Source organism: Yersinia enterocolitica subsp. enterocolitica, from assembly GCF_901472495.1.
Taxonomy (GTDB): Bacteria; Pseudomonadota; Gammaproteobacteria; order Enterobacterales; family Enterobacteriaceae; genus Yersinia; species Yersinia enterocolitica.
The window spans coordinates 2012897-2036915 of the sequence record NZ_LR590469.1 but is presented as its reverse complement, the minus strand read 5'-3'; the positions used below and the strand labels follow the sequence as shown (position 1 = coordinate 2036915).

The window sequence follows — 24019 nt, the reverse complement described above, 5'->3', positions numbered from 1 at the left end:
TTGCTTGCCGCCTTCCTGCATCTTGAAATCTATTGGGTATAGGATCACAAAAATAGTCTTAAATAGGTCAAAGGTTAAGCTCATCATCCATTACTGAGATTCGCAACTATCTTAGTCAGCCTATAGATATAAAGAAATAGTTATATAAAGGAATGGTGACTAAGGCAACGGTGACAAAGAAACGGCTGAAGCATCAACGGACCTTCGGGTTATGCCTCTGCATTATGGGGCTGTTTAAGGAATTCGCTTATTTGCGGATTCCTCATCGTATTTAAGGAGCAATTTCGGATGCTAGAGCTGTTGTTACAATGGTATCGCCGTCGTTTTACCGACCCGCAGGTTATCGCTTTACTGGTTATTCTGTTGGCTGGGTTCTGTATTCTCTACTTCTTCAGCGGTATTTTGGCCCCGTTATTGGCGGCTATTGTTCTGGCGTACCTATTGGAGTGGCCAACGGCCCGGTTGCAGCGTATTGGTTGCTCGCGCCCGTGGGCGGCCAGTCTTGTGTTAGTGGTTTTCGGCGGTATTGCGCTGCTGGCGGTGTTTGTGGTTGCTCCCACTGTCTGGCAGCAAGGTAATCATCTGATCTCAGATATGCCGAAGATGCTGAATAAATTCAATGCGTTTGCTCAGACATTACCTGCGCGTTATCCCGCATTAGTGGACGCTGGCATTGTCGATATGATGGCAGAAAACCTGCGTAGCAAGCTCTCCGGCATGGGGGAGTCAGTGGTGAAAATCTCACTGGCTTCATTAATCGGTTTGCTGACATTGGCCATCTATTTGATTCTGGTGCCGCTAATGCTGTTTTTCCTGCTTAAAGATAAAGAGCAGATGCTAAATGCGGTGCGCCGTATTTTACCGCGCAATCGTGGTTTGGCAGGTCAGGTTTGGTTGGAAATGAACCAACAGATCACCAACTATATTCGTGGGAAAGTGTTGGAAATGGTGGTGGTCGGTATCGCCACTTATCTGGTGTTCTTCGTGATGGGGATGAATTACGCCCTGTTGCTGGCGGTGTTAGTCGGTTTTTCCGTCCTGATTCCCTATATTGGCGCGGTGATTGTTACCATTCCAGTGGTGCTGGTGGCGCTGTTCCAATGGGGGATTGGCGCGGATTTCTGGACGCTTTTTGTCGCTTATTTGGTGGTGCAAGGGCTGGATGGCAACCTGCTGGTGCCGGTGTTGTTCTCTGAGGCGGTGAATCTGCACCCACTGGTGATTATCCTGTCAGTGATCATTTTTGGTGGGATGTGGGGCTTTTGGGGCGTGTTCTTTGCCATCCCGCTGGCGACCTTAGTTAAAGCGGTTATCCATGCCTGGCCGGAGGAGTTTATCCCCGACGCAGATTAACTATCCCCTGTGCCCTTGATGCCGCAGCGGTGTTAGCTGCACTCACTACTCGCCCCATCCATGGGCCTCGCCTCGTTGAGGCCGCTGCAAGCAGCGTTCAAATCTGCTCCCGGCAGATTTGTCACCCGAATCACTGACCGGAGTCAGCTCATCGGGATGAGTTCGCTGGCTGCCTTGCTGCAACAGCAATGGCTTTGGGGATCATTCGATTTATTGCCAATAAAAAAGAGCGTTTGAGCGCTCTTTTTTTGCTCTTCTGGCTAACTAATCACTCAAGCACTTTGGCGCAAATAGTCCATAACGATTTCGTGGTGGTTGGTAGTTTTGAAATTATCAAACACATGCTCCACCTTGCCATCAGTGCCAATCAAGAAACTGATCCTATGGATACCGTCATAGGTTTTTCCCATAAAGCTTTTCTCGCCCCAGACGCCAAATTGCTCTGCAACTTCATGATTTTCATCAGAAAGTAAAGTAAAGTTCAGTAGCTCTTTTTCGGCGAAACGTGACAGCTTTTCAGGTTTGTCAGTGCTAATACCCAGCACTTCGACCCCTGCTTTTTTCAATTCATCCATATTATCGCGCAGACCACAGGCCTGAACAGTACAGCCAGGCGTCATGGCTTTAGGATAGAAATAGACCAAGACACGTTGTCCCTGGAAGTCGGCCAAACTAATTTGCTCGCCATCTTGGTCGGGCAAACTAAACTTCGGCGCTATATCACCGGCTTTCAATGGGCTCATTACTAACTCTCCATTCGTGAGTCATGCTGTGGATAGTTCACAACGCTAATACTGCCTTGTGCGTTGAGTTCTGTACATAGCTGATAAAAAGCGTGTTCGATTATCGAACTGTTTTGGCTAGCAGGGCTGTGCGCACTTATCTGAATATGCAACCGGGGAGGAATGTCACCTTCGGCTGGTTGAGTTTTGGAAACCAACTCTGCGATATTCATATTGTGACAATGGAACAGATTGGTAAACCGTTCAATAATATGAGGGGAGTCATTCACTTCGACTTTCACCCAGACAGTGGCAGGCATGGCTTTCTGATTTTGTGCATTGGTGCGTTTCATCACAATCAGCAAATCAAGCTCGGCCCCTTTTTGCGGCAAAGTCGATTCCAGTAAGGTTATGGCGTTCCAACTGCCGGAAAGCAGCATAATAAAAGTGAACTCTTCACCAAACATGGCCAGCCGGCTATCTTCAATATTACAACCGCAGCTACTGACATGGCGGGTGATAGTATTCACGATTCCAGGGCGGTCAGCACCGAGTGCGGTAATGACCAGATAATGTTCATCAAGCTGCGGCAAAATCGCTCTTCCTGTCATGCTCTTTGGGGTTACCATGGTAAACATAAAAAAAACCTGCTGCCAAGCGCTTACAACACAGTTGTTTGCTTGCTTTTGGATAGAGGTCAAAAGTACCATGAGTAACTTGTTTATGGAGGGGGTGGGCAATGTTTACGGGAAGTCCGATGTTTACAGGAAGCATAGTTGCGCTGATCACGCCGATGGACGACAAAGGTAATGTCGATCGTGCGAGTCTTAAGAAACTTATCGATTATCATGTAGCCAGTGGAACTGCGGCGATTGTCTCCGTAGGCACGACGGGTGAATCTGCGACGTTGAACCATGACGAGCATGTTGATGTTGTCTTGCAGACGCTCGAACTGGCCGATGGCCGGATTCCTGTGATTGCCGGAACCGGTGCTAATGCCACCTCCGAAGCTATTTCGCTCACGCAGCGCTTTAATGATACCGGTGTGGTTGGTTGCCTGACGGTGACGCCATATTATAACCGCCCAATGCAGGAAGGGTTATATCAGCACTTCAAAGCGATTGCTGAAAGTACCGATTTACCACAAATCCTCTATAATGTGCCCTCGCGTACCGGTTGCGATATGTTACCGCCGACCATTGCCCGTTTAGCCAAGATTAAAAATATTGTTGCTGTTAAAGAAGCAACAGGGAACTTAAGTCGGGTAAGTCAGATCCAAGTGCTGGTTGATGATGAAGATTTCATCCTGCTCAGTGGTGACGATGCGAGCGGTTTAGACTTTATGCAGTTAGGTGGCCAAGGTGTTATTTCGGTGACAGCCAACATTGCTGCGCGCGAAATGGTTGAACTTTGCGCGCTGGCTGCACAGGGTAACTTTGCAGAGGCACGCCGTTTGAATCAGCGCTTGATGCCGTTGCATCAGCATTTATTTGTAGAAGCAAACCCAATTCCGGTGAAATGGGCTGCGAAGAAGCTGGGATTAATGGCGAATGACACTCTGCGTCTGCCAATGACCCCACTGACTGACCCAGCTAAACGGGTTGTGGAAGACGCGCTGAAAAGCGCAGGTTTGCTGTAACTCTTAGGGAAATTTGATGGCAATAACATTGCAAAAGTCGACGGTGGTAACGGTTGTGGGGGTTTCGCTGGCGATGTTGCTGGCAGGCTGTACCACTGACCAACGCTACAAACGCCAGGTTGGCGGTGACGAGTCTTATCTTGAAGCTCCAGGGTTGAAGCCACTGAATTCGCCGGCAGGGATGATTCTGCCAGTGCAAAATGGTGAGTATGATGTCCGCTCTGTCAACACACAAGGCGCTGTGGGCAAACAGTTGGATATTCGTCCTCCCGTTCAGCCACTGGCATTGTTAAGCGGTTCTCGCGCTGAAAATGCTAACGATACCAGCAAGCTATTGTTAGAAAATAGCCCGCAAAATCGTAACTTGTGGGCGCAAGTCACCCGCGTGCTACAGGATAAAAACTGGGCAATCGCCAGCCGCCAGGATGCCAGCCAGACCCTGACAACTGACTGGGTTAAATGGAATCGTGCAGATGAAGACGTCCAATTTGAAGGGCGTTATCAGATAAGTGTGCAAGAGCAAGGTTATCAGTTGGCCCTGGTGGTGAAATCCCTTGAGTTACAACAAGGTGGCAAGCCGGTTACCAGCTATACCGAAATCCAGCGCTACAATGGTGCCATGCTGAATGCCATTATCGAAGGTCTGGATAAGGTGCGTTCTGATAGCGAAAACAATCAGGCGGCACGTACAGCTGGTGCTCTTGATGTCCAGAGTGGCAGCGATGATACCGGCTTACCGCAACTGATTGTGCGTGCGCCGTATGCGGTACTGTGGGAACGTCTGCCAAATGCACTTGAAAAAGTGGGCATGAAAGTTACGGATCGCAGCCGTCCACTGGGTACGATTAACGTCACAGTTAAATCGATGAGCAGCAGTAGTTGGGATGCCTTGGGTGCCAAAGACCCAGAATTGCCAACCGGTGATTATAAGCTGCAAGTCGGTGACCTTGATAACCGCAGTAGCTTACAGTTCATCGGGCCTAAAGGGCAAACGCTGACTCAGTCGCAGAATGATGCCCTGGTCGCGGTGTTCCAGGCAGCGCTTAGCTAGACTAGTGCTATAAGTACTCAATAAAACCAAAGGGGCTTCGGCCCCTTTAAACCCGTCATACTTCAAGCTGCATATGCGTTGGCTACGTTCAATCACCCGAGTCACTGACTGGTCTTGACCTTAAGAAATAGTAAGCTCATCGGGATGATGAGCTTCATCAGAGGCTCACCCTACGGGCCAGTGCAGGCGCGGTTCAAAATGGTTTACAACCAATTTGTCACTCGCTTGCCGCCTTCCTGCAACTCGAATTATTTAGGGTTTAGTCATTTTATGGCGAGTTATATTTTCACATTACTGGAGTAATTAAGATGCAAAAGCTAGCTGAGTTGTATCGTGGCAAGGCGAAGACCGTCTATACCACCGAAAACCCTGACCTATTGGTATTGGAGTTCCGTAATGATACGTCAGCACTGGATGGTCAGCGCATTGAGCAGTTCGATCGTAAAGGCATGGTAAACAACAAATTTAACCATTTCATTATGGCTAAATTAGAAGAAGCCGGTATTCCTACCCAGATGGAAAGCTTACTGTCTGACACCGAAGTGCTGGTGAAAAAACTGGAAATGATCCCGGTTGAGTGTGTTATCCGTAACCGTGCTGCGGGTTCTTTGGTCAAGCGTTTGGGGATTGAAGAAGGTCTGGAGCTGAATCCACCGTTGTTTGATTTGTTTTTGAAAAACGATGCCATGCATGATCCGATGGTTAATGAGTCTTACTGCAAGACTTTTGGCTGGGCGACAGAAGCACAATTAGCACGGATGAAAGAACTGAGCTATTTGGCTAATGACGTGCTAAGCAAACTGTTTGATGACGCAGGTTTAATCCTGGTGGATTTCAAATTGGAATTCGGCCTGTTCAACGGTGAAGTGGTGTTGGGCGATGAGTTCTCACCCGATGGCAGCCGCTTGTGGGATAAGAAAACCCTAAACAAAATGGATAAAGACCGTTACCGCCAAAGCCTGGGTGGTTTGATTGAAGCCTACGAAGAAGTTGCACACCGTATCGGCGTAAAATTAGCCTAACCACGCAATCGATTACGTTTGTCTGGCACAGGGGAGATAGCTGCTATCTCCCCTCATTGTTCTTACTCAATGCCACTGCGTTGTTAGCTATGCTCACCACTCGGCCCATTTCTGCTGCGAGGCCGCTGCAAACCGCATTCAGGTAGGCTCCAGACAGATTTGTCTCTCACTTGCCACCTGCCACCTGATTGTACCGCTAAGTACTTTGAGCATGTATTTGAATGCCAAATTCCCCGAATAGCACCAATCATTTAAGCTTTTAATGGTATTAGCTAAACAGATTTCTTACGATAATATGTAAGGAAAATATCTGGGAGTATCGCTATGCGTTGGCAAGGTCGTCGCGAAAGTGACAATGTAGAAGACAGACGGGGAAATTCATCTGGCGGTGGTGGCGGTTTTCGTCCCCCTATTGGTGGCAAAGGGGGGCTGGTTATCCTGATTGTGGTGCTGGTGGCGGGCTACTACGGGGTTGATTTGACGCCGCTGTTAAACGGCGCTGATCCGCTGTCTCAAACCCAGACTCAGCCACGTTCACAAGGCTCTGTCAGCGCCCAAGATGACCAATATGCCAAGTTTACCTCGGTGGTGTTGGCCGATACCGAAGACACCTGGAAACCCATTTTTCAAAAAATGGGGGCAACCTACAAAGAGCCGAAGTTAGTGATGTACCGCGGTGCAACGCGCACCGGCTGTGGTACCGGCCAGTCGGTGATGGGGCCATTCTATTGCCCGGCAGACAGCACGGTTTATATCGATTTATCTTTCTATGAAGATATGAAAAATAAACTCGGCGCAGATGGCGACTTTGCTCAAGCCTATGTGATTGCCCATGAAGTTGGGCACCATGTACAGCATTTGATGGGGATCGATACTAAAGTGCGCCAACAGCAGCAAGGCGCATCTGAGGCGGAAGCCAATCGCCTATCGGTCAAAATGGAATTGCAGGCGGACTGTTTTGCCGGCGTCTGGGGTAAAGCTATGGAAAAGCAAAATGTGTTGGAAATTGGTGACTTACAAGAAGCACTGAATGCCGCACAGGCCATTGGTGATGACAGATTACAACAACAGCGCCAGGGGCGTGTGGTACCGGATAGCTTTACCCATGGCACTTCGGCGCAACGTTATACCTGGTTTAAACGGGGGTTCGACAGTGGCGACCCGAATAGCTGCAACACCTTTGCCACCCGCTAATAGCGCTAGAACCTCAAGTAAGCAGAGACTATCATAAGAAGACTTTTTGCCGGTGCATTCGCCGCCGGCATTTTATTGCAAGGCAGGAATACCCTTATGGTAAGGCAGAATAACATTTATGGTAAGGCGGAATAACGATGGCCGCTCTTGATCCAACTTTATTAATTCTCTTAGTGCTGGCAGGACTCGGTATTATTAGCCACAACATGACTGTCACACTCGCTATTCTGACATTAATCGCGGTGCGTATTACCCCTCTGAATCAGTTTTTTCCCTGGATAGAAAAATATGGGTTAACCATTGGTATCTTGATTCTGACTATTGGGGTAATGACGCCGATTGCCAGTGGAAAAATCAGTGCCAGCGAAGTGTTGCACTCCTTTGTCCAGTGGAAATCGATTTTAGCTATTGTGGTTGGGGTCGCGGTTTCCTGGCTCGGTGGGCGGGGCGTATCACTGATGACACACCAACCGTCGGTGGTGGCGGGGTTATTGGTGGGAACCGTATTGGGGGTTGCCTTATTCCGCGGTGTCCCGGTCGGGCCATTGATTGCGGCGGGTTTGCTCTCACTGGTTATTGGTAAATCCTAGCGTGATCAATGGGATTATTGCTAGTCAGGCGTTGATGGCACAGCAGGGGCATCGGCGCTTGCTGGTGCTCAGTGGCGATGCTGATTGGGCGCGGCAGCAGGCGATACATCTGAGTGAACAACTACCCGGCGATTGGCTGTGGGTGGGGGATAATTTCCCCCCTGGTGCTAATGGCATTCTACCGACGGCGGCCAAAACCTTATTGGGGCAGGAGGGGTTACACGGTGTATTCGATGCCACCGATGGCCTGAATACCGAAGCGCTGGCGGTGTTAGCAGGGGTATTAAGGGCAGGAAGTTGGCTACTGTTATTGGTGCCCGCGTGGGACGATTGGGCACTGTTACCAGACAGTGACAGTCTGCGCTGGAGTGAACAGAGTGCCCCTATCTCGACGCCGAATTTTATCTACCATATGCAGCGCCAACTTCTGGCCTCTCCCGATGTGTTTTTGTGGCAGCAGGGTCAGTTGCCGCCTGTGCCGCAGTTTGCTGCTCGCCCAAACTGGCAGCCGCCAGACGGCACCCCCACCACGGAACAGCAGGCGATTCTTCAACGCTTGATGCAGGGCAGGCAGGGGGTTTGGGTACTAACCGCAGCACGCGGGCGGGGTAAGTCGACACTTGCCGGTATGCTGGTGGCACAGTCTGCGGGCCATTGTTGGGTTACTGGGCCGGGCAAGGCCGCCACTCAAGTATTAAGTCAGCGAGCAGGGGATCGCGCGCGTTTTTGGGCGCCAGATGCACTGCTGGAATATTGCCAGCAACATGATGTCAGTGATGTTGACTGGTTATTGGTTGATGAGGCTGCAGCTATCCCAACGGCGTTGCTATCGGCGCTTTTGGCTTACTTTCCTCGGGCTTTATTAACCACGACTGTACAGGGCTATGAAGGCACTGGACGTGGCTTCTTATTGAAGTTTTGCGCGACCTTAAGTGACTGGCATCATATAACACTGACAGAGCCTATTCGCTGGGCCAGCCATGATCCGCTGGAGCAGATTATCGACGATATTATGCTGTTCGATGATGATCGGATAAATGATAAATTGTCGCCGACAGGATCAGCCACGGCATCCATCGGTATTACTGTCTGTGAACAGTCTAATTGGTTGAGTAACTCCGAGTTATTGCGGCACTTTTATGGTTTGCTTTCCAGTGCTCATTATCGCACCACACCACTTGATTTACGTCGTTTGATGGATGCGCCCGGTATGCATTTTTCAGCCGCAAAGGTTGCTGATTCAGTGGTCGGTGCTTTGTGGCTGGTGGATGAAGGTGGGTTGGCGAGCGCATTAGCTCATGCGGTTTGGGCTGGCCAACGACGACCCAAAGGCAGTTTGGTGGCGCAATCACTGGCGGCCCACAGCGGCCAATGGCAAGCACCAATCTTATTATCCAGACGAATTAGTCGAGTCGCGGTAGCACCATTATGGCGACAGCAAGGGATTGCCCGGCAGATGATTGCCGCCGAACAAGCTCGGGCGCAGGGCGAAGGGCTGGACTTTCTTTCGGTCAGTTTTGGCTATACGGTAGAATTAGCGTGTTTTTGGCATGCTTGCGGCTTTCATCTGGTGCGTATTGGGAGTCATAAAGAAGCCAGTAGCGGCTGTTACGCAGCAATGGCTGTGTTACCCCTGAGTCGCGCCGGGGACATGCTCTGTGAGGCGGCACGCCAGCAATTAGTGCGGGATTGGTATTGGTTGCAGCAATGGATTGGCCTCGAAACGCCGGTATCGTTATTCCCACCTGAACAACCTGATATTACCTTAAATGATGATGACTGGCGTGAGCTTGCTGGGTTTGCGTTTGCTTTGCGCCCATTAGAGGCGAGCTTGCCTGCGTTGCAGCGACTATTGTTGCAAGATAAAGCGTTGCAAATAAAAGCTCCTCTTCCCGCCTTACGACAATATTTACAGCAGGGGCGTACGACAGCGGAAATTGTTCATCAGCTGGGCCTTTCAGGGCGCAAAGCATTGGTGACCAAGTGGCGTCAAGAGGCTGCCGAAGCGATGGCGGAGCTAAAACCGGTGGGCAATTTTTTAGTTAACATCAATAATTTCCAATAACTCCCTCAATAAAACCCAATATCCTTTTTAAACCAGCAGCCTATAGTTAATCCTATTATTATTTTGATACTAAAGGTCTCGTGATGAATCAGAAACATATTGTGGTGCAGCAACCGGCACAACCTGAGCAATTAATTTTGTTATTTCATGGTGTTGGCGATAGTGCTGCTGGGATGGCACCGGTCGGTAGCCATTTTGCTCAAGCTTTCCCACAGGCGTTGGTGGTCAGTATTGATGGGCCATTTTCCAGCAGTATGGGCAATGGGCGGCAGTGGTTTTCCGTTCAGGGGATCACCGAGCAGGGCCGGCAAGGGCGTATTGATGAAGTGATGCCCGAATTTATTGCTACGGTGCGTCACTGGCAGCAACAAAGTGGGCTTAGCGCAGCGCAGACGACATTAGTGGGATTCTCGCAGGGCACTATTATGTCATTGGAAGGCGTGAAAGCGCAGCCGCAGTTGGCTGGGCAGGTCGTTGGGTTCAGTGGGCGTTTCGCCACTTTGCCACAGCAGCCTATTGCTGACGTCATCATTCATCTGATTCATGGGGAACAGGATGGCGTTATCTCGGTAGAACAGGCCAAAGCCGCAGCGAATAGCTTAACGGCGTTGGGATGTTCGGTGACATTGGATCTGGATACCAATACCGGACATGGCATTAATCAACCCATGTTGGCGCGAGCGATTACTCATTTGCATCAAGATCTAGCGGGAAATTAATCAGGGGAAGCTGTGCTCCCTCCCATTTACTTTTTCTTGTCTTTATCCGGCCAGTCGTCGTCATCATCCCACTGCGCATTATTGTCGCGATGGGGCGGGATCTCCGGCTTATTGCTCAAAAATTTCTTATGATCAAGGCGGCGTAACTCTTTGATACCGTTTAAGATCATGCCGACAAGTATGATTAAAACTACCCACCAGTAATCTGCGAGCCAATGCATGGTTAAATTCCTTTACCTGTCATCTTTCAAATTGCTATGTGTTAGTTGCAGCTTGAAATCTATTAGGTATCGTTATGAATCGTGAAAAAATCATGGGTAAATGACCAGTAAGCCACTCACTACCCGCCACATCCTGTGATTGCCAGGCTTCCAGCAAGATGGCAGGTGTCAGTAAATACTCCGCAGTTGTCGCCAGAGGGCGGTAACTCAGGTGCCAAGGTTCAGCAGCAACGCCGCCGGTATCTGCGCTAAAAGGCCGGTAAAAGCCAAACTCAGCCATATGTGTATCAAGCCATTGAGTCAGCGGATAAAAATACCCACCCAGTTGGTATTCCCACGGCTCCAGTTGCAATTTTGCCTCCAAAGGTAACAGTGATGGATCGTAAATATCCAAATCACTGCCCCAATGGTGACGGCTGGCCCCCGGCAAGGCGGACCAACGCAAAATAGCCTCACAACGGCTGGCTGCATCAAGCTGAGAAATGTCTATCGGTTGACTGTCTTTATCTAATACTGGTCGCTCACCGCGAAATTTGCCATTCCAGATAGCCAATTGGCGGTCAAAATCGCGAAAAGTACTGGCTGGCTGCAAATCAAAACCAGCCACTTTAGCTGCCCGTTGCATGGCGAGAAAGGCATCAACAGCCTGTGGCTGCATGCGGTGATTACCGGTTAACACCACTAAATGTTCCGTTGAGCGCCCGGTAATCATCTGTGGGGTCAATGTATTAGCTGTCATGCGATGAGTTGCTCCATGATTTTCTGATACATCCGGCTTAGCAGTTGTAAATCAGCAGCGTGAACACATTCATTCACTTTATGGATTGTGGCATTAACTGGCCCTAGTTCAACCACTTGTGCCCCCATTAAGGCAATAAACCGGCCATCAGAGGTGCCACCGGTGGTCAACAGTTGCGGCGTTATCTCGGCGTAATGCTCAACGGCATTGACCACAGCATCAACCAACGCACCACGCGCAGTCAGGAATGGCTGACCAGATAGAACCCATTCCAGGGTGTAATCGAGTTGATGACGCTCCAGCAATGCCTCAACCCGCTGCTTAATCATGCTATCAGTCAGTTCAGTGCTGAAGCGGAAATTGAACTGCACATAGAACTCACCGGGAATCACGTTATTGCTGCCAGTACCGGCATGCAAGTTAGCGATTTGCATGCTGGTGGCGGGGAAGAACTCATTGCCTTCGTCCCATTGTGTCGTCACCAGTTCATTCAGCGCGGGTATCGCACGGTGAACGGGGTTATCAGCCAGATGAGGATAAGCCACATGCCCTTGGATACCGTGGATATGTAAGTTAGCGGTGACAGAGCCTCGGCGACCATTTTTCACCACATCGCCGACGCGGTCGGTACTGGATGGCTCACCCACCAGGCAGTAATCCAGTCGCTCATGACGCGCCATCAGGGCGTTAACCACTTTAACGGTGCCATTAATAGCTTTGGCTTCTTCATCGGAGGTAATCATAAATGCCAGGCGACCTTTATGATTAGGATGTGCGGCCACAAAGCGCTCCGCCGCAACCACCATCGCCGCCAGTGAACCTTTCATGTCGGCAGCACCCCGGCCATACAGCATGCCATCGCGAATGGTTGGCTCAAACGGTGGGCTGCACCAATGGCTTTCATCGCCGGTAGGAACCACATCGGTATGACCAGCAAACGCCAATGTCTCGCCTTCGCCACGCCAGGCCCAGAAGTTGAGAGTGTCGCCAAAATTCATCGGTTCGACAGTAAAACCGATAGCTTCTAAACGCTGAATCATGATCTCCTGGCAACCTGCATCATTAGGGCTGAGCGACGGGCGTTTAATTAATTGTTGGGCCAGGTCGATTACCGGACAGATCATGTTATTGCACCTCAATAGCGTTTTGGTTATGAGTCACTTTTTGAAGATGTTGCTGAATAAATTGTTGATAAACTTCAATTTTGAAACCCAGCAGCAGCTCACCATTGGCCGCTTCCAACAGCGGGCGCTTGATGATAGCAGGTTGTTCCAGCATCAGCAGTTTGGCCGATTGTGCATCAGTAATGGCATCGCGCTGGGCTGGTGGCAATTTACGCCAAGTTGTCCCGCGAGTGTTCAGTAATGGCTCCCAACCCAGTTTATCGATAAAACCTTGCAGGTGTTCGTCACTCAATCCATCCACTCGATAATCGTGAAACTGATAGGCAATGTTTTGTTCTTCCAGCCAGCGGCGGGCCTTTTTTATGGTGTCACAATTTTTAATGCCATAAAGGCACAATAATGGGGTTGCTGGGTTATCTGACATGGAAAAATAATACCTCGGCTAGAATGGCGCGATTATGCAGGATAAATACAAGGCTAGTCACTGATATGGCTGCCTGGTTTGCCCATAATGCGGGAAAATGGGGTTTGAATCCAGATGGCTATGGGGTGTTTAGCGCGTAAATACACACGTCAGTCGAGGGATTTAGCCAATTCGGTCAAGGTCAGTGGCATATTGGCGAATAGCTTTTTGGTAGAGGCTGATATGTTGATGATTTGAGGTTTCAGCCAGCAATATCAATAATGTTGCGACCGCTTCTTTGGTTTCACCCAGATTGTACAATGTCATGGCTCGAAACAAGGTTATCTCTTTTGCTTGTGGAAAACGAACTAACGCCGCGTCAAATGTATTTAATGATTCTTGATATAGCCCCAGCGCCCGGTAAGTGCTACCTAGCCCAAGATAGGCTTCCTGTAGCTCTTTTCCCGCCAAATTATGCTCGATAGCCGCACGATAGAAGGGGATCGCTTGCAACTCTAGCCCCTGCACATCATAAAGAGAGGCAATCTTATACAGCAGGATGGCGTTGTCTGGGTCGCTGCGCAGTAAATTTTGCGCCATTGCCACTGCATCATCGTAACGGCCCAACTCTTTCAGCGAATCAATAGAGTGTTTCATGGTTTACTCTGCATTTTGCCAATAATGGGTTGTGTCAAAAGCGGCATTTACCCTATATATCTGAGCACGCTACTCCGGAATCAACCAACAGGCAAGTAAAGTGCTCACCGCCTGAGAAACACAGTCAAAAGACCAAATTCAATATCTCTGAAGCAGATCTCATTTCCACATTAATTTAAATGGATTCCAATTTTGACTGTTCAAAAAACAGGCGTATAATTGACCGCGATAATTAGAGAGGAAGTTATGGTTGATTTTGAGTTAGGTACGTGGAAAGAGTTTATCGATGCTATGCTGCGTAAGGCATAAGCGAATAAACCGGCAGTAAGAGTTGTTATCTTTTGTTGTTTTATTAATACATATCCAGGGGCGGGTTATCGTCCGCAGAAAGGCAGAAACGTCATTGTTCCTGCCTTTTTTATTGGTTATCTATCGCTTTTACTCTCAGCCAATTATCACTAGCTGTTTTGATATTGATAGCCCATCCAAGGCACCACAATGTTGCCGCTATTAATAAGAAAGAAACGCTCAAAGCCAGGAACCAACACATTGACGACAGTACAGCCAGAAGTACTTTGATAGAGTATATTGACCAGCAATTGGTACCCTCGCATGTTTAACTCCCGCTCTACCTGCAATAATTGCTCAATTACTGGCGCAATGGGGCTATCTTCTGGAATATCGACACTATGTAAGGTTCTATCCGTTAATAATCCGGGTAAATAAGCTTCACAGCTGCGCTGTAGTTTTGGCCACTGTGCTAATCGCCGTAAAGAATGTTTTTGTGTCTCAATGAGGTAAGGGAATCGGGTGACAATAGAGTGAAACTGGATCAGTTCGGTTATTGCCCGGGATATGGCGTAATAAGGAGAGAGGGAGGTTCCTGCGCCAAATAAATGTACTGCCTGGCAGATTTTATGGCCGAAAGCGATGAATGTCCGACAACTTGAAGATTGGCTGATTTCGAGTACTGTAATGTGGTCTGCTATTTCGGCCTGAGCATTTAACCATAAAGTGTGAAGTTCTTCTTGTAGCGAATCAGGATTAACCAGGCGTAATGCTTTTTTGTTATCTTGATAAAAGTAATTAATCAAAAATTGCGATAAATCTTCACGCTCAATACTTTCATTTGCAGCATGCAGCGTCGCTTCCTGAAAAGAAGAACCAATAGCGGTGCCACTGTTACTGGAATAGCGGCGTAATACCTGATAATCGAAATTATCTCCTGCAACAGGACAATCTGCGTAATCCGGCGTTGAAAAAGCGGCTGGATAATAAATCGAAATATCGCCAGTGATATTACTATAATGGCGACAAGCAATTTTTTTATTGGGTTGAGTTTGTAGCACATCTCTAACGAAATCAGTACCGCCTAACGTATGTTGCAGTTTATTGGTTTTGCATAATGTCATTTCGCCGAATTTTTGGTGATTTGTTGAAATATAATGTTCAAATGCTTCATAAAAAGCACCAGTTAGTGCCGCGCCATCAATACCTTTGCCCACACCTTGGCTGAGTAAATTATTATTTTGATCATAAATATCACATGTGGTTGTAATGATATGTAGACCAATATTTTCTATGTGAGGAGTGATGGCATTATCTTGAAATTCAGCCAGAATTCGTTTTTTTGCTTCAGCTAATGTAATTTCACGCTCATAGGGTAATTCCATTAATTTATCTCCTGTTAACAATTAATTAAGGAGGCCTAAGCCCCCTTAATTATGATGCTATTAGCTTTCCAGTTCAGCCAACTCCTTTTCTGTTAAACAAGTAAGGTGTTCATTGTTTTCAATAGACTCATCTTCATCAACTTTGTTTGGCAATAAGCCGAGAATACCCATAGTTATATCTCCTGACTCTTTTGAGGTTAATGTTATGCTGTGTTTTTATTCCCGAAGTATGACGGGAAAAATAAATATGGATGATGATTTCAAGATGGTCAAGATATAACTATAAATATATAGCGCTGCTTTTTTATTTAACTTTTAATTACTTATTAAAATATAATTAATATATTGGCTTATTATTCGAGGTTAATGACAAAGTGCCCGTAACGGTGAAAACAGGCAGATCGTAAAGACGCCGTAAACCCCTCCCTGGCGCGGACGCTTTACTCTTCTGCCAGTTCTCACCTTGCAAGATCGAGTCGTTGGCGGGCGTCAACAGTCTGAGGTGACATTAATCGTTAATATCACCTTTTTTACGTACCGCCAGTATCCTTTGCTGCTTTACTGAGTATCACTATTTTTCGTGTGTGCTGGCCTGCCGGGGAAGCGGCGTCGTACCAGGACAAAGAACAGTGGCACGAAGAAAATAGCCAGCACGGTAGCTGAAATCATCCCTCCCATCACACCGGTACCCACTGCATGTTGGCTACCAGAGCCAGCCCCTTGACTGATGGCCATAGGCAATACACCAAAGATAAACGCCAAAGAGGTCATCAGAATGGGCCGTAGCCGCAGGCGAGAGGCTTCAAGTGTGGCTTCAACCAAATCTTTGCCTTTATTGTTTAATTCACTGGCAAACTCGACTATCAAGATAGCATTTTTGGCTGATAGCCCAATGATGGTTAGTAATCCGACCTGGAAATAGACGTCATTTTCCAAGCCCCGCATCCAAGTTGCGGCAACCGCCCCAATCACCCCGAGTGGCACAACCAGCATCACTGAGAAGGGTATTGACCAACTTTCATATAATGCTGCCAGACATAAGAATACGACTAACAGTGAAATGGCGTAGAGGGCAGGGGCTTGTGAGCCAGATAGCCGTTCCTGATAGGACATTCCCGTCCATTCCAGGCCAAATCCATTAGGCAGTTGTTTGACTAATCCCTCCATTACATCCATAGCGGTACCGGTACTGACGCCCGGAGCCGCTTCACCGACGATTTCCAAAGCAGAATAGCCGTTATAGCGCTCCAGTCGTGGCGAACCATACTCCCAGCGAGTGGTTGAAAAGGCAGAGAAAGGTACCATGCCGCCGTTTTTATTACGCACATACCATTTGTTAACGTCTTCTGGCAACATACGTGCGGTAGCTTCAGATTGAACATACACTTTCTTCACCCGCCCACGATCAACAAAGTCGTTAACGTAAGTTGAACCCCAGGCCGTTTTTAGCGTGTTGTTAATATCATCCAAGGACACCCCCAGCGCTTGTGCTTTGCGCTGATCAATATCTATCTGTAATTGCGGGCTATCATCCAGCCCGTTATGACGCACGCGTGTTAGCGCCGGATCCTGAGATGCCATCTGTAATAATTGGTCGCGCGCCGCCATCAGTTTGTCATGGCCTAAACCGCCGTGATCTTGTAATTCCATATCAAAACCTGACGAACCGCCCAAACCTGAAATGGCCGGTGGGCTACTGACCGAGACTTTGGCCTCGGCGATTTTGTTAAACACTTTGGTGGCGCGTTCAATGATGGCAAATGACGAATCATTACTGTCTTTTCGCTGTTCCCAGTCAGACAGTCTGATGAACAGGCGCGCGACGTTTTGACCATTACCACCGGGGCCTGACCCTACGGTGGAGAACACCGACAGCACATTATTTTTCTCTGCCGTCAGGAAGTAATTCTCGACTTTCTCAACCACTCTGAGTGTCTGCTGCTGAGTAGAGCCGACAGGAAGTTGTACCTGAGCCATAAAGACACCGCGGTCTTCCAGTGGCAGGAATGAGGTTGGTAACTTGATAAACAGCAGCGCCAGCCCACCCAAAAGCAATAAATACAGCAGCATATAACGCACGCTGTGATGTAAAACCTGCGCTACGCCCCGCTCATAGCGGTGAGCATTGCGGTCAAACATGCGGTTAAACCAGCCAAAGAAGCCGCGTTTGGCATGATGATGCCCCGGTTTGATCGGCTTGAGCATGGTGGCGCAAAGTGCTGGGGTCAAAATCAATGCCACCAGCACTGAAAGCACCATCGCGGATACGATAGTAATAGAGAACTGGCGGTAAATAGCCCCGGTGGTGCCACCGAAGAAAGCCATCGGAATAAATACCGCCGACAGTACCAGAGCAATCCCCACCAGCGCGCCCTGAATTTGGCTCATGGATTTGCGCGTAGCTTCTCGTGGATCAAGCCCTTCCTCACTCATCACACGCTCCACATTTTCCACCACGACAATGGCATCATCGACGAGTAAACCGATGGCTAGCACGATGGCAAACATGGTTAAGGTATTAATGCTGAATCCGAATGCCGACAGTATCGCGAAGGTGCCCAATAGCACTACCGGAACGGCAATCGTCGGAATCAGGGTGGCGCGGAAGTTTTGTAAGAACAGATACATCACCAGGAAAACCAGCAAAATGGCTTCCAGCAGTGTTTTGACCACGTCTTTAATGGAGGCTTTCACAAAGGGGGTGGTTTCGTAGGCAATTTTTGCTTCGAGGCCGTGTGGGAAGAATGGGGTCAGTTCTGCGATACGCGCTTTGACTAATTCATCCGTTTGCAGTTCATTAGCGCCTGAGGCCAGTTTGATGCTCATCCCCGAGGCGGGCTGACCATTAAAACGGCTCAGGTAATCATATTTTTCGGCGCCCATCTCAATTTTTGCTACATCACCGAGTGTCACCAGTGAGCCATCTTGGTTGACTCGCAGCGTGATTTCTCTGAATTGTTCTGGGGTTTGTAATTGGGATTGGGCATTAATCGTGGCATTGAGCGCCTGATTATCGACTGAAGGTGTTCCGCCCAATTGCCCCACGGCTATCTGGCTGTTTTGTGACTGGATTGCAGTCACAATATCTTGGGTAGTAAGTTGATAATTATTGAGTTTATTAGGATCAAGCCAAATACGCATCGCATATTGAGAGCCGAAAGCATCAATGCTGCCCACCCCTTCAATACGGCTGAGTGGGTCTTGCAGGTTACTGGCGACATAGTCGGCAATATCTTGTTTATCCATGCTGCCATCAGTGGAAACAAACGCCACCATCATCAGGGTATTATCCCCTGATTTAGACACTGAAACACCTTGCTGCTGTACATCTTGCGGCAACTTTTTGATAGCGGACTGCAACTGGTTTTGTACCTGCTGCATAGCTTCGTTAGGATTGGTTCCAGCCTGAAAAGTCAGGGTTATTGATGCACTGCCGGAGTTACTGCTTTGTGATGACATATACAGCAGATTATCCAGACCGGTCATACTTTGTTCTATGACCTGCGTGACCGTATTTTCCAGTGTTTGTGCCGAGGCTCCGGGGTAGGATGCACTAATGCGCACATTGGGCGGTGCCAGATTAGGGTATTGCTCAACCGGCAGTGTTGAGATTGCCAATGCGCCAGTCAGACACAAAATTATCGCCAATACCCAAGCAAATATTGGGCGGTCGATGAAAAAATTAGCCATGCAGTGCCAGCCTCTCGGGTTAAATACAGCAGAATCCACGCTGCACTTTACGCGGGAATGCTGAAGAAAACGTGAAGAAAATATGGAGAAGCTGTAAATAACATCGTAAAAAACGAGTTAATTCACCTTGATGGCGAAAATAGTCATATACCCTAAATAATTCGAGTTGTAGGAAGGCGGCAACTGAGCGAGTCCCCAGGAGCTTACATGAGTAAGTGACTGGGGTGACAAATCGGTCGGGAACCGATTTGAACGCTGTTTGCAGTGGCCTCGAAGAGGCGAGGCTCATGGATGGGCCGAGTAACGAAGGCAGCCAACGCACATGTAGCTTGAAGTATGACGGGTATAAACAGGTATTTTTTCTGGCATCAAGTAGACTATGAGTAATTATCCAACCTTGGAGGATGTTATGGAACTTAATCCGGTATTTGCCCGTCGTCTTTACCTTTGCTGGTTGATAAGCCGGGGGGAGTCGCTGAATGTACCGCGCTTGATGGAATTGACTGGCTGGCCACGGCGAACATTACAGGATGTGCTGAAAGCGCTGCCCGGTTTGGGCATCACCATGACATTTGTACAGGATGGTGTGCGCAATAATGCGGGATATTATCGGTTAGACAGTTGGGGGCCGCTGAATAAAAAATGGATAGACGATAACCATAATTTTATTTTAGCAGCCATTGAATAATCGAATAACTTGGCTGCTATTAAATAATAGGGTGGTTATTAATATTGTTTATTTTCTAAATACATGATGGTTGCCGCAACGCGTGAGCGGACATTCAGTTTCCGTAATAAATTGCGGATATGCACTTTCACGGTTTCTTCTGAAATGTGTAACTCAAACGCGACTTGTTTATTGGACATTCCCCGCGCGACTTCTTGCAGAACATCTAATTCTCGCTCGGTTAATTCAGAGAATGGATTAACCTGTTCATCTCGCGAGGATAAATATTGTGTGACTGCATCACTGAATACATTCTCACCCTTTGAAGCCAGACGGATATTTTCCAGTAATATTTCAGGTTCACTGTCTTTAAGCAGATAACCATCTGCGCCTGCATCAATCATGGCGTAGACATCACTGCGCGCATCTGAGACGGTCAAAACAATAATTCGCGCATCAATACCTTCATTACGCAAAGCTTTCAATGTATCCAGCCCAGACATGCCTTTCATATTTAGGTCAAGCAGAATGACATCTGGCTGGCACTTGGCCGCTTCAATAATGGCATCACTGCCGCAATTGGCTTCAGCAACCACATCAAAGTTGCTATCCAGCTCAAGTAACTGCTTGATCCCACGGCGCATGAGGGGATGATCGTCAACGATCATTATAGTGTGGCTTTTGGTCATGATAAGTAATGTCCCTGTAACCGATAGCATTAAATGTCTGGCTGTTGAACGTGGATTATTTGGCGGCATTAATTTGGCCAACCATGTTATCCATCATAGTTAGTTGAACCACGCGTTAAGTGTACCTCAAAACTTCGGCCAAATTCATTTAACCGCGCCAGTTTATCTAAAGAATAATCACCAAAATATCATTTCTTTTTGATAGCCATTCTCATTAAACAAATCGTTATATAAAAAAAGTAATAACGCAAATAGATTTAACCGTGAGAAACCACGCAAATAACCACTAAATTAATTGATCTTGCTCAATATCTACCAACGATTAACTCTAAAGAGTAATTATTTTATTACTCATTATTCTGTATTTAATAGCTAGACACTGGGGAATTCTCTAATAATACAAATAAGAATTATTATCATTGCTTTGGTGTGACTCACCGAGCTTTAAATGAACACTCTCCTAAAGTACACGCGGGCGCGCCAGTAGATGTTAAGGATATCAGTATGACTGATTTATCGCGGCGTAAATTGCTGACTGGTTTTTGGCAAGCAGGTAAACAGCAGCCCTCGGCTATTCGGCCACCTTGGTCGGTTAGTGAAAGTGATTTTATTGCTGGTTGTACCCGTTGCCAAAACTGTGTTGCCGCTTGTGAAACTGGCGTATTGGTTGCTGGCAGTGGCGGATTTCCCGAAATAGATTTTCAGCGTGCCGAGTGCAGCTTCTGTCAAGCCTGTGTGCTGGCCTGTGAAGTGGGTGTTTTTACCTCAACGGCGCAACCCGCCTGGTCGCTGAAAATCAATATCTCTGACCGCTGTTTACCTTTTCACAATATTGAATGCCGCAGTTGTCAGGATAGTTGTGAAACGCGGGCGATAAAATTCCGTCCGCGCCTAAACGGCATTGCTCAGCCCGAATTAGACCTTCCTGCTTGTACCGGCTGTGGTGCCTGTGTACCCAGTTGCCCCGTCCAAGCAGTAACCCTTACCCGGAGTGAAGATGGACGATAAAGAATGGCATGTCTGTGGATTGGTGATACAAGCCAAGCCTGCGCGAATAGCGCCACTTATCGACAGCCTGCTGGCGATTCCGGGCACAGAAATACCCACCAGTGATACCGCTCTGGGTAAATTGGTGGTGGTTATGCAGGCAGCGCGCTCAGACGTGCTCCTGAATTATATTGAGTCAGCACGCAATCTGGATGGTGTGCTGGCTGTATCGCTGGTTTATCACCAGCAGGAAAGCCAAGGTGAGGAAATGCCATGAAACTCAGTCGCCGGGATTTTATGAAGGCCAATGCCGCAGTTGCTGCGGCAGCCGCAGCCGGATTGACCATACCCACCGTCGCCAAGGCGGTTGTGGGTGAGACAACAAACGCAATCAAATGGGATAAAGCGCCTTGCCGATTCTGTGGTACTGGCTGCGGTGTTTTGGTTGGCACGCAAAATGGCCGTATCGTGGCATCTCAGGGTGACCCAGACTCACCGGTCAATCGTGGGTTGAACTGCGTGAAAGGCTATTTCCTGCCTAAAATCATGTACGGCAAAGACCGCCTGACTCAGCCGCTGCTGCGGATGAAAGACGGCCAGTATGATAAAGAAGGTGATTTCACTCCGATCAGTTGGGAGAAAGCCTTTGATATCATGGAGCTGAAGTTCAAAAATGCACTGAAAGAAAAAGGCCCGACCGCTGTAGGCATGTTTGGCTCCGGCCAGTGGACGGTGTGGGAGGGTTACGCGGCGTCTAAACTGCTGAAAGCCGGTTTCCGCTCCAACAACCTTGATCCCAATGCGCGTCATTGCATGGCTTCTTCCGTGGTGGGCTTTATGCGTACCTTCGGTATGGATGAGCCAATGGGTTGTTATGATGATATTGAAGAAGCAGATGCCTTTGTGCTCTGGGGCTCCAATATGGCGGAAATGCACCCTATCTTGTGGTCACGCATGACCAGCCGTCGCCTGACGAATGAGCATGTCAGAATTGCGGTACTGTCTACTTTTGAACATCGCAGCTTTGAACTGGCTGATAACCCGATCGTCTTTACCCCACAGACCGATCTGGTGATTATGAATTACATCGCCAATTACATTATTCAAAATAATGCCGTTGATCAGGGCTTCCTGGATCGCCATGTGAACTTCCGCCGTGGTGCAACGGATATTGGCTATGGTCTACGGCCAACACATCCACTGGAGAAAGCGGCCAAAAACCCCGGTAGTGATGCATCAGAACCGATGAGTTTTGATGATTTTAAAGCCTTTGTGGCTGAATATACGCTGGAAAAAACCGCCAAAATGAGCGGTGTGCCGGAAGATCAATTAGAGTCACTGGCGCAGTTGTATGCTGATCCGAAAGTGAAACTGGTGTCTTACTGGACGATGGGCTTTAACCAGCACACTCGTGGTGTTTGGGCCAATAACATGTGCTACAACCTGCATCTGTTAACCGGCAAAATTTCTAAACCGGGTTCTGGGCCTTTCTCTCTGACCGGCCAGCCTTCCGCTTGTGGTACAGCCCGTGAAGTGGGGACATTCTCCCACCGCCTGCCTGCCGATATGGTGGTCACTAACGAAAAACATCGCCAAATTGCCGAAACCAAATGGCAACTACCCGCGGGCACTATTCCGGAAAAAGTGGGTTTACATGCTGTAGCGCAAGATCGTGCGCTGAAAGATGGCACGCTTAATGCCTACTGGGTGATGTGTAACAACAACATGCAGGCCGGGCCAAATATCAATGAAGAGCGCATGCCGGGTTGGCGAGATCCGCGTAACTTTATTGTCGTTTCAGACCCTTATCCCACTATCAGTGCCCTGGCCGCTGACCTTATCTTACCGACCGCGATGTGGGTCGAGAAAGAGGGCGCTTACGGCAATGCTGAGCGCCGTACCCAGTTCTGGCGTCAACAAGTGCCTGCGCCGGGTGAAGCGAAATCTGACTTATGGCAGATGGTTGAGTTTGCCAAGCGCTTCAAAGTTGAAGAAGTGTGGCCTGATGAGCTGATTAACAAGAAACCGGAGTATCGCGGTAAGACGCTGTATGACGTGCTGTTTGCCAATAATGTGGTGAATAAATACCCACTGAGTGAAATTCCTGCTGACCAATTGAATGATGAAGCGCGTGATTTCGGCTTCTACATTCAAAAAGGGCTGTTTGAAGAGTATGCCGATTTTGGCCGTGGTCATGGTCACGACTTAGCGCCGTTCGATCGCTACCATCAGGAACGTGGCCTGCGCTGGCCGGTGGTGAATGGTAAAGAAACGCTGTGGCGTTACCGTGAAGGCTTTGATCCCTTCGTGCCAAAAGGTGAGGACGTGCGTTTCTATGGCAAACCGGATGGTAAGGCCGTGATATTTGCATTGCCTTATGAACCGGCGGCGGAAAGTCCGGATCAGGAGTATGACCTGTGGCTCTCCACTGGCCGTGTACTAGAGCATTGGCATACCGGTTCCATGACCCGCCGAGTGCCTGAATTACATCGTGCTTTCCCTGAAGCGGTGCTTTTCATTCACCCATTGGATGCTAAAGCTCGTGGTTTACGGCGCGGTGACAAAGTGAAAGTGATTTCACGCCGTGGCGAAGTGATTTCGCTGGTGGAAACCCGTGGTCGTAACCGTCCGCCACAAGGGCTGGTATACATGCCGTTCTTTGATGCTGCGCAGTTGGTGAATAACCTGACGTTGGATGCTACCGATCCGTTATCCAAAGAAACTGACTTCAAGAAATGTGCAGTCAAATTGGCTCGAGTTGTCGCGTAGTTCAGAAGATAGCGCGTAGTCCAGAAAATAGCGCGCAGTTCAGGA

Annotated in this window: 23 protein-coding genes; 13 read left to right on the top strand and 10 right to left on the bottom strand. The window is 48.4% G+C overall.

The window, feature by feature from the left end:
* Positions 1-288: 288 nt before the first annotated feature.
* Positions 289-1353 (top strand): AI-2E family transporter, encoded by a 1065-nt coding sequence (locus FGL26_RS09665; protein ID WP_005172372.1) that lies wholly within the window; start codon positions 289-291, stop codon positions 1351-1353.
* A gap of 272 nt (positions 1354-1625) precedes the next feature.
* On the opposite strand, the gene bcp is transcribed toward FGL26_RS09665, so the two are convergent.
* The gene (gene bcp, locus FGL26_RS09660) at positions 1626-2096 is read right to left on the bottom strand and encodes a thioredoxin-dependent thiol peroxidase (RefSeq protein WP_005172369.1); all 471 of its coding nucleotides are present in this window, start codon (positions 2094-2096) and stop codon (positions 1626-1628) included.
* A 2-nt stretch (positions 2097-2098) separates the two neighbouring features.
* Positions 2099-2668 (bottom strand): glycine cleavage system transcriptional repressor, encoded by a 570-nt coding sequence (locus FGL26_RS09655; protein WP_005162088.1) that lies wholly within the window; start codon positions 2666-2668, stop codon positions 2099-2101.
* Positions 2669-2832: 164 nt separating this feature from the next.
* Here FGL26_RS09655 and dapA point away from each other — a divergent pair, with 164 nt between their 5' ends.
* From dapA to ypfH, 7 genes are all read left to right on the top strand, one after another.
* Positions 2833-3714 carry a 4-hydroxy-tetrahydrodipicolinate synthase gene (gene dapA, locus FGL26_RS09650; protein WP_005172368.1) on the top strand — a complete coding sequence of 294 codons (882 nt, stop codon included), beginning with the start codon at positions 2833-2835 and terminating at the stop codon, positions 3712-3714.
* 16 nt (positions 3715-3730) lie between these two features.
* Positions 3731-4765: an outer membrane protein assembly factor BamC gene (gene bamC, locus FGL26_RS09645; RefSeq protein ID WP_138060231.1), complete on the top strand. Its 1035-nt coding sequence runs from the start codon at positions 3731-3733 to the stop codon at positions 4763-4765.
* A gap of 308 nt (positions 4766-5073) precedes the next feature.
* Positions 5074-5787 (top strand): phosphoribosylaminoimidazolesuccinocarboxamide synthase, encoded by a 714-nt coding sequence (gene purC, locus FGL26_RS09640; protein WP_005172366.1) that lies wholly within the window; start codon positions 5074-5076, stop codon positions 5785-5787.
* Between the two features lie 324 nt (positions 5788-6111).
* Positions 6112-6981: a KPN_02809 family neutral zinc metallopeptidase gene (ypfJ, locus tag FGL26_RS09635; protein ID WP_005172365.1), complete on the top strand. Its 870-nt coding sequence runs from the start codon at positions 6112-6114 to the stop codon at positions 6979-6981.
* Between the two features lie 137 nt (positions 6982-7118).
* Positions 7119-7571, top strand: a complete 453-nt coding sequence (locus tag FGL26_RS09630; protein ID WP_005172363.1) for a DUF441 domain-containing protein — start codon at positions 7119-7121, stop codon at positions 7569-7571.
* 1 nt (position 7572) lies between these two features.
* Positions 7573-9636, top strand: coding sequence for a tRNA(Met) cytidine acetyltransferase TmcA (locus tag FGL26_RS09625; protein WP_005172359.1), 2064 nt, complete (start codon positions 7573-7575; stop codon positions 9634-9636).
* Positions 9637-9719: 83 nt separating this feature from the next.
* On the top strand, positions 9720-10355 hold the full coding sequence (ypfH, locus tag FGL26_RS09620) for an esterase (RefSeq protein ID WP_005172356.1): 636 nt from the start codon (positions 9720-9722) through the stop codon (positions 10353-10355).
* Between the two features lie 26 nt (positions 10356-10381).
* Here ypfH and FGL26_RS09615 read toward each other — a convergent pair whose 3' ends face one another.
* From FGL26_RS09615 to FGL26_RS09595, 5 genes are all read right to left on the bottom strand, one after another.
* The gene (locus FGL26_RS09615) at positions 10382-10576 is read right to left on the bottom strand and encodes a YpfN family protein (RefSeq protein ID WP_005172354.1); all 195 of its coding nucleotides are present in this window, start codon (positions 10574-10576) and stop codon (positions 10382-10384) included.
* Between the two features lie 34 nt (positions 10577-10610).
* A complete protein-coding gene (locus tag FGL26_RS09610; RefSeq protein ID WP_005172351.1) occupies positions 10611-11315 on the bottom strand; it encodes a M15 family metallopeptidase in 705 nt (234 codons plus the stop codon).
* Positions 11312-12439 (bottom strand): succinyl-diaminopimelate desuccinylase, encoded by a 1128-nt coding sequence (gene dapE, locus FGL26_RS09605; protein WP_005172348.1) that lies wholly within the window; start codon positions 12437-12439, stop codon positions 11312-11314. Before dapE ends, FGL26_RS09610 begins: the two co-directional genes overlap by 4 nt.
* Position 12440: 1 nt before the next feature.
* Positions 12441-12863 carry an ArsC family reductase gene (locus tag FGL26_RS09600; RefSeq protein WP_005172345.1) on the bottom strand — a complete coding sequence of 141 codons (423 nt, stop codon included), beginning with the start codon at positions 12861-12863 and terminating at the stop codon, positions 12441-12443.
* A gap of 162 nt (positions 12864-13025) precedes the next feature.
* Positions 13026-13499 (bottom strand): tetratricopeptide repeat protein, encoded by a 474-nt coding sequence (locus FGL26_RS09595; protein WP_032908585.1) that lies wholly within the window; start codon positions 13497-13499, stop codon positions 13026-13028.
* 246 nt (positions 13500-13745) lie between these two features.
* On the opposite strand from FGL26_RS09595, the gene ypfM reads away from it, so the two are divergent.
* Positions 13746-13808 (top strand): protein YpfM, encoded by a 63-nt coding sequence (gene ypfM / locus FGL26_RS22015; RefSeq protein WP_138060276.1) that lies wholly within the window; start codon positions 13746-13748, stop codon positions 13806-13808.
* A 149-nt stretch (positions 13809-13957) separates the two neighbouring features.
* Here ypfM and FGL26_RS09585 read toward each other — a convergent pair whose 3' ends face one another.
* Positions 13958-15172: a YcaO-like family protein gene (locus FGL26_RS09585; protein ID WP_032908584.1), complete on the bottom strand. Its 1215-nt coding sequence runs from the start codon at positions 15170-15172 to the stop codon at positions 13958-13960.
* A 558-nt stretch (positions 15173-15730) separates the two neighbouring features.
* A complete protein-coding gene (gene acrD, locus FGL26_RS09580) occupies positions 15731-18862 on the bottom strand; it encodes a multidrug efflux RND transporter permease AcrD (protein WP_005172336.1) in 3132 nt (1043 codons plus the stop codon).
* Between the two features lie 409 nt (positions 18863-19271).
* Here acrD and FGL26_RS09575 point away from each other — a divergent pair, with 409 nt between their 5' ends.
* On the top strand, positions 19272-19550 hold the full coding sequence (locus FGL26_RS09575; protein ID WP_005165683.1) for a winged helix-turn-helix domain-containing protein: 279 nt from the start codon (positions 19272-19274) through the stop codon (positions 19548-19550).
* 38 nt (positions 19551-19588) lie between these two features.
* Here the strand turns inward: FGL26_RS09575 and FGL26_RS09570 are convergent, their stop codons facing one another.
* Complete coding sequence (locus tag FGL26_RS09570) at positions 19589-20218, bottom strand: response regulator (protein WP_005165685.1); 630 nt, start codon at positions 20216-20218, stop codon at positions 19589-19591.
* A gap of 504 nt (positions 20219-20722) precedes the next feature.
* On the opposite strand from FGL26_RS09570, the gene napF reads away from it, so the two are divergent.
* From napF to napA, 3 genes are read left to right on the top strand one after another with little or no spacing between them, the layout of a single operon-like run.
* Positions 20723-21226 (top strand): ferredoxin-type protein NapF, encoded by a 504-nt coding sequence (napF, locus tag FGL26_RS09565; RefSeq protein ID WP_005172332.1) that lies wholly within the window; start codon positions 20723-20725, stop codon positions 21224-21226.
* The gene (napD, locus tag FGL26_RS09560) at positions 21216-21482 is read left to right on the top strand and encodes a chaperone NapD (protein ID WP_005165688.1); all 267 of its coding nucleotides are present in this window, start codon (positions 21216-21218) and stop codon (positions 21480-21482) included. Before napF ends, napD begins: the two co-directional genes overlap by 11 nt.
* The gene (napA, locus tag FGL26_RS09555; RefSeq protein ID WP_011815828.1) at positions 21479-23974 is read left to right on the top strand and encodes a nitrate reductase catalytic subunit NapA; all 2496 of its coding nucleotides are present in this window, start codon (positions 21479-21481) and stop codon (positions 23972-23974) included. Before napD ends, napA begins: the two co-directional genes overlap by 4 nt.
* The last annotated feature ends 45 nt before the right edge of the window (positions 23975-24019 follow it).

Excerpts from the sequence above, each read along its gene's own strand:
- FGL26_RS09665 (WP_005172372.1), top strand. The coding sequence starts at position 289 with ATGCTAGAGCTGTTGTTACAATGGTATCGCCGTCGTTTTACCGACCCG.
- bcp (WP_005172369.1), bottom strand. The coding sequence starts at position 2,096 with ATGAGCCCATTGAAAGCCGGTGATATAGCGCCGAAGTTTAGTTTGCCC.
- dapA (WP_005172368.1), top strand. The coding sequence starts at position 2,833 with ATGTTTACAGGAAGCATAGTTGCGCTGATCACGCCGATGGACGACAAA.
- bamC (WP_138060231.1), top strand. The coding sequence starts at position 3,731 with ATGGCAATAACATTGCAAAAGTCGACGGTGGTAACGGTTGTGGGGGTT.
- purC (WP_005172366.1), top strand. The coding sequence starts at position 5,074 with ATGCAAAAGCTAGCTGAGTTGTATCGTGGCAAGGCGAAGACCGTCTAT.
- ypfJ (WP_005172365.1), top strand. The coding sequence starts at position 6,112 with ATGCGTTGGCAAGGTCGTCGCGAAAGTGACAATGTAGAAGACAGACGG.
- FGL26_RS09630 (WP_005172363.1), top strand. The coding sequence starts at position 7,119 with ATGGCCGCTCTTGATCCAACTTTATTAATTCTCTTAGTGCTGGCAGGA.
- ypfH (WP_005172356.1), top strand. The coding sequence starts at position 9,720 with ATGAATCAGAAACATATTGTGGTGCAGCAACCGGCACAACCTGAGCAA.
- FGL26_RS09615 (WP_005172354.1), bottom strand. The coding sequence starts at position 10,576 with ATGCATTGGCTCGCAGATTACTGGTGGGTAGTTTTAATCATACTTGTC.
- FGL26_RS09610 (WP_005172351.1), bottom strand. The coding sequence starts at position 11,315 with ATGACAGCTAATACATTGACCCCACAGATGATTACCGGGCGCTCAACG.
- dapE (WP_005172348.1), bottom strand. The coding sequence starts at position 12,439 with ATGATCTGTCCGGTAATCGACCTGGCCCAACAATTAATTAAACGCCCG.
- FGL26_RS09600 (WP_005172345.1), bottom strand. The coding sequence starts at position 12,863 with ATGTCAGATAACCCAGCAACCCCATTATTGTGCCTTTATGGCATTAAA.
- FGL26_RS09595 (WP_032908585.1), bottom strand. The coding sequence starts at position 13,499 with ATGAAACACTCTATTGATTCGCTGAAAGAGTTGGGCCGTTACGATGAT.
- FGL26_RS09585 (WP_032908584.1), bottom strand. The coding sequence starts at position 15,172 with ATGGAATTACCCTATGAGCGTGAAATTACATTAGCTGAAGCAAAAAAA.
- acrD (WP_005172336.1), bottom strand. The coding sequence starts at position 18,862 with ATGGCTAATTTTTTCATCGACCGCCCAATATTTGCTTGGGTATTGGCG.
- FGL26_RS09575 (WP_005165683.1), top strand. The coding sequence starts at position 19,272 with ATGGAACTTAATCCGGTATTTGCCCGTCGTCTTTACCTTTGCTGGTTG.
- FGL26_RS09570 (WP_005165685.1), bottom strand. The coding sequence starts at position 20,218 with ATGACCAAAAGCCACACTATAATGATCGTTGACGATCATCCCCTCATG.
- napF (WP_005172332.1), top strand. The coding sequence starts at position 20,723 with ATGACTGATTTATCGCGGCGTAAATTGCTGACTGGTTTTTGGCAAGCA.
- napD (WP_005165688.1), top strand. The coding sequence starts at position 21,216 with ATGGACGATAAAGAATGGCATGTCTGTGGATTGGTGATACAAGCCAAG.
- napA (WP_011815828.1), top strand. The coding sequence starts at position 21,479 with ATGAAACTCAGTCGCCGGGATTTTATGAAGGCCAATGCCGCAGTTGCT.